Source organism: Armatimonas sp., from assembly GCF_031410135.1.
GTDB lineage: Bacteria > Armatimonadota > Armatimonadia > Armatimonadales > Armatimonadaceae > Armatimonas.
This window is the reverse complement of sequence record NZ_JANNYP010000428.1, coordinates 1-3,257: the sequence shown is the minus strand read 5'-3', so window position 1 is coordinate 3,257 and position 3,257 is coordinate 1. Positions and strand designations below refer to the sequence as shown.

Here is a 3,257-nt window from a genome sequence, read left to right as displayed (position 1 = left end):
GGCAAGCGAGCTTCCAACTCCGACCCTCCCCTTTGTCTTTGAGACCCCATCCGCCTTAGGAGCGGAGTCTATCTCGGCAGAGGATGAGGCGATGTTCCAGGCCGCCCTCGCGGAGCTACCTACGTCGCGAGGTCGAGACGGGGAACTACCCGAGCCTGCCGAAGCACCACAGCGCCTTGTAGAACCACGAGCGGAGACTACGTCTGCGGGGTCTGAAGACGGCAATGCCGAGCGCCCTGGACGGCGCCGGCGTGGTCGTGGTGGCCGTGATCGGCACCCTTCGGAGCAAGAGGCCGAGGGAGTCGGGACGGAGCCTGCTGCCGAAACCGAGTCTGTCCGTCGTCCCTCACTAGAAGAACTCCTCCCACTCTCCGAGGTTCCTCTGGAAGGGGCGCTACTACCCATCGAGGAGTTTCTCTCCTCGGAAGGAAGTGGTCTGGACTCTACCGAAGCTGCACCGACCACCCCTCGTGGCGGCAGGCGTCGGCGCTTCCGCGGAGCTCGTCCAGCAGGTTCAGCGGACTCAGAGTAAGAAGCGTGTGGAGGGCTGGCTCAGCATCGCATGATCCGGCCCTTTCACCAACACTTCGTCGGCCAAATCGCGCGTCGGCAGGATGTGCTCGCGTAGATTCGGGAGATTCACCGTCTCCCAAATCGTTTTGATCCGTGCCTCCCACTGCGCCTCCGTGAACTCCAGAAAACGCTCAAAATAGGATTGGGGATCGCTTTTAGCCTCGTGACGTAGCCGCAAAAGTCGCTCGCGGTACCACCGAAACAGATCGGTCTCCTCAGCGTGGAGGTAGAGCTTGTAATCCAACTTGCCAGCCGTGAAGTCGGGTTGGAGCGCGTTGATGCCCTCGATAATGACAAGATCCGAAGGCGGAATCTCTAGTTGTTTGTCTGACTGAATGTCATAGGTCTGGTGGGAATAGATCGGAACTTTGGCTGACTTTCCGGCTCGCAACGCGTCCAGGAAATCTGCAAATGCTGCCCCATCGTAGCTCTCGGGGAAGCCTTTGCGTGCCAGCAAGCCCCGCCGCTCCAGCTCCGCGTTGGGGTAAAGAAAGCCATCCGTGGAGACCACCTCGACCGTCTTGCCAAGTGCCTGCTCTTTTTGGGCGAGCTGCACCGCCAGCGTGCTCTTGCCCGCTGCAACACTGCCCGCCAGCCCGACTAAGTAGCTCACTGCTCGAAGGTCTTCTCGATTACGTTACCCTCGCCTAACAGAACAATCTGTGCGGTGTGCGTATCGGCCTCATCCAGCGCTACCTGGCAGTAGGCGCAGATGATCAGTAAGTCGCCTTTGTGCACCCGCCGTGCCGCTGCCCCGTTGAGCGAGACCTCGCCGGGTGAGCCTGCAATCACGTAGGTGGAGAAACGCTCGCCATTGTTGATGTTGTAGATTTCGACCAGCTGGAGCGGTCGGAGCTTCGCGGCGGCGATGAGCTTTGGGTCAATGGCAATGGAGCCTTCGTAGTGGAGATCCGCTCCCGTCACGGTGGCGCGATGGAGTTTGGAGTAAAGCATCGGTAGGGTCATAGCGCTTTAGCATACCCGATGAGCGCGTTGCAAAGCGTTAAGAGAGTAGGGAGCGGTTCGCCGGGGCCGTGGGCATCCCAGAGTACGGCGCGGGTGGTCGCCATGGTCTGTTGGTCGTTCTGAACCACCAGATCTGCTCCCGCAGTGAGGAGTTTTGCCACCGCCGCCGTAATTTCCGTCTCACTTGCGCCATCGGTGAGCTTGAAGCCGATAAGTTTGAGATCTGAGTTCTGGCTGTAGCCCTTGAGCTCGGGCAGGATCTTCTTGCCTGGCACCAGGTCTAGGGAGAGCTTGCTTACAGAACTCAGCTTTCCGGTGAGCGGCGTGCGGTACCGCACTCCATCAACTATCACGTTCTCTACCACGAAATAGCTCACGGCGGCGGCGTGGATCACAAGATCGAAGTGTTTTGTGGAGAGCAGCTCGTGGCAGGCTCGATCCAAATCCGCGACGGTGACAAAGAAGCGTTCCGTCACAGCGGCTTCCGCTTTGACTGAGTTTTTGGCCCGTAGTAGCGTCACGTCAAAGCCTGCCGCAAAAAATGCATCGGCGAGGGCTGCGCCTGTGGCACCCGTGCTGGAGTTGGCAATCACACGAACACCGTCAATGGGCTCGCGCGTCCCACCGCTGGTAATTAAGACATTCATTTTAAGATCGCCTTCAGGATCTCCTCTGGCTCCATCAAGCGCCCTTCGCCCACATCGCCGCACGCGAGATTACCTGCCTCAGGGCGCAGGATTATCACGCCGAGGCTCTCTAGTTTTTGCACCGACTCTTGTGTGACCGGGTGCGTCCACATCTTCGTGTTCATGGCGGGGGCAACGAACAGCGGCTTGGCAAAGTCATGTGTGAGCCAGAGGTTCCCTAGCAGATCGTCGGCGACTCCGGCGGCCATTTTATTGAGGCGATTTGCCGTCGCAGGACAAATTACCGAAATATCCGCCCAGCGGTTGAGCTCGATATGCTCCATCCACCGCCCTGGTGCAAACGTGTCCGTGAGAAGTGCTTTCCCAGAAAGCCCTTCCAGCGTTGTTGCCCCGATAAACTTCAGCGCGGACTCGCTGGCGACGCACTGCACACTGTGGTCTGATTGCGCAAGCCTTGAGATGACCGTGCAGGCTTTGTAGCAGGCAATAGAGCCGGAGAGCTGGAAGAGAATGTTCATAACGCAATATTATCGATCAGCCGGATGACGGGGCCACTATCAAGGGGAGGCGTATGAACGGCCCCGAGGCGGCGGTTCCAGTGGTCGGCGATGTAGTCTACACGGAAGCCGAGCGCTTCTAATTTTTGCGTGGCTTGGTCGCCGGTGAGCGTGAGATCAGCGAGGATCGCGGCCCACTGCGCGGCAAGTGCACGCTGGGCGGGAGTCAAGCGGCGGTTGCGGCTGCTCATCGCGAGGCCATCGGGCTCGCGTACCGTGGGGCAGGGGACGATCTTGGTGGGATGGTAGAGCGCCTCGGTCATTTCTTTCACCAAGAGGAGCTGCTGAAAGTCTTTCTCCCCGAAGAACGCCGCGTTGGCCTGGATGATATTCAAGAGCTTGAGCACAACCGTGAGCACGCCGTCGAAGTGGCCGGGGCGGTGGGCACCTTCTAGGAGTGTGCTCGTTAAATTCTCGGTGACGCGATACCGGTAGCCATCGGGGTAGAGTGTCTCGTAGGTGGGGGCAAAGACAAATCCACAGCCGATGGCTTCGAGCATTTGGCAGTCGTCAG

5 protein-coding genes and 1 pseudogene are annotated in these 3,257 nt (G+C 59.2%); 1 reads left to right on the top strand and 5 read right to left on the bottom strand.

From position 1 onward, the window contains the following. Positions 1–532, top strand: a pseudogene (locus RMO15_RS15780) (hypothetical protein); the annotation flags it as partial. Here RMO15_RS15780 and RMO15_RS15775 read toward each other — a convergent pair. From RMO15_RS15775 to RMO15_RS15755, 5 genes are all read right to left on the bottom strand, one after another. Further along, on the bottom strand, positions 524–1,186 hold the full coding sequence (locus RMO15_RS15775) for a hypothetical protein (protein WP_309714405.1): 663 nt from the start codon (positions 1,184–1,186) through the stop codon (positions 524–526). The pseudogene RMO15_RS15780 and the gene RMO15_RS15775 sit on opposite strands and share 9 nt — an antisense overlap. Further along, entirely contained in the window at positions 1,183–1,539 is a 357-nt protein-coding gene (panD, locus tag RMO15_RS15770; RefSeq protein ID WP_309714404.1) for an aspartate 1-decarboxylase, read from the bottom strand. The genes RMO15_RS15775 and panD overlap by 4 nt, the downstream gene beginning before the upstream one ends. Next, the gene (locus RMO15_RS15765) at positions 1,536–2,186 is read right to left on the bottom strand and encodes a phosphopantothenoylcysteine decarboxylase (RefSeq protein WP_309714403.1); all 651 of its coding nucleotides are present in this window, start codon (positions 2,184–2,186) and stop codon (positions 1,536–1,538) included. The genes panD and RMO15_RS15765 overlap by 4 nt, the downstream gene beginning before the upstream one ends. After that, positions 2,183–2,704, bottom strand: coding sequence for a flavoprotein (locus tag RMO15_RS15760; RefSeq protein ID WP_309714402.1), 522 nt, complete (start codon positions 2,702–2,704; stop codon positions 2,183–2,185). The genes RMO15_RS15765 and RMO15_RS15760 overlap by 4 nt, the downstream gene beginning before the upstream one ends. Further along, the coding region (locus tag RMO15_RS15755) for a pantoate--beta-alanine ligase (RefSeq protein ID WP_309714401.1) at positions 2,701–3,257 on the bottom strand (557 nt) is incomplete at its 5' end. The genes RMO15_RS15760 and RMO15_RS15755, both read right to left, overlap by 4 nt.

What these genes read in the sequence shown, in the direction of transcription:
- panD (WP_309714404.1), bottom strand. Translation starts at nt 1,539, where the DNA reads ATGACCCTACCGATGCTTTACTCCAAACTCCATCGCGCCACCGTGACG.
- RMO15_RS15765 (WP_309714403.1), bottom strand. Translation starts at nt 2,186, where the DNA reads ATGAATGTCTTAATTACCAGCGGTGGGACGCGCGAGCCCATTGACGGT.
- RMO15_RS15760 (WP_309714402.1), bottom strand. Translation starts at nt 2,704, where the DNA reads ATGAACATTCTCTTCCAGCTCTCCGGCTCTATTGCCTGCTACAAAGCC.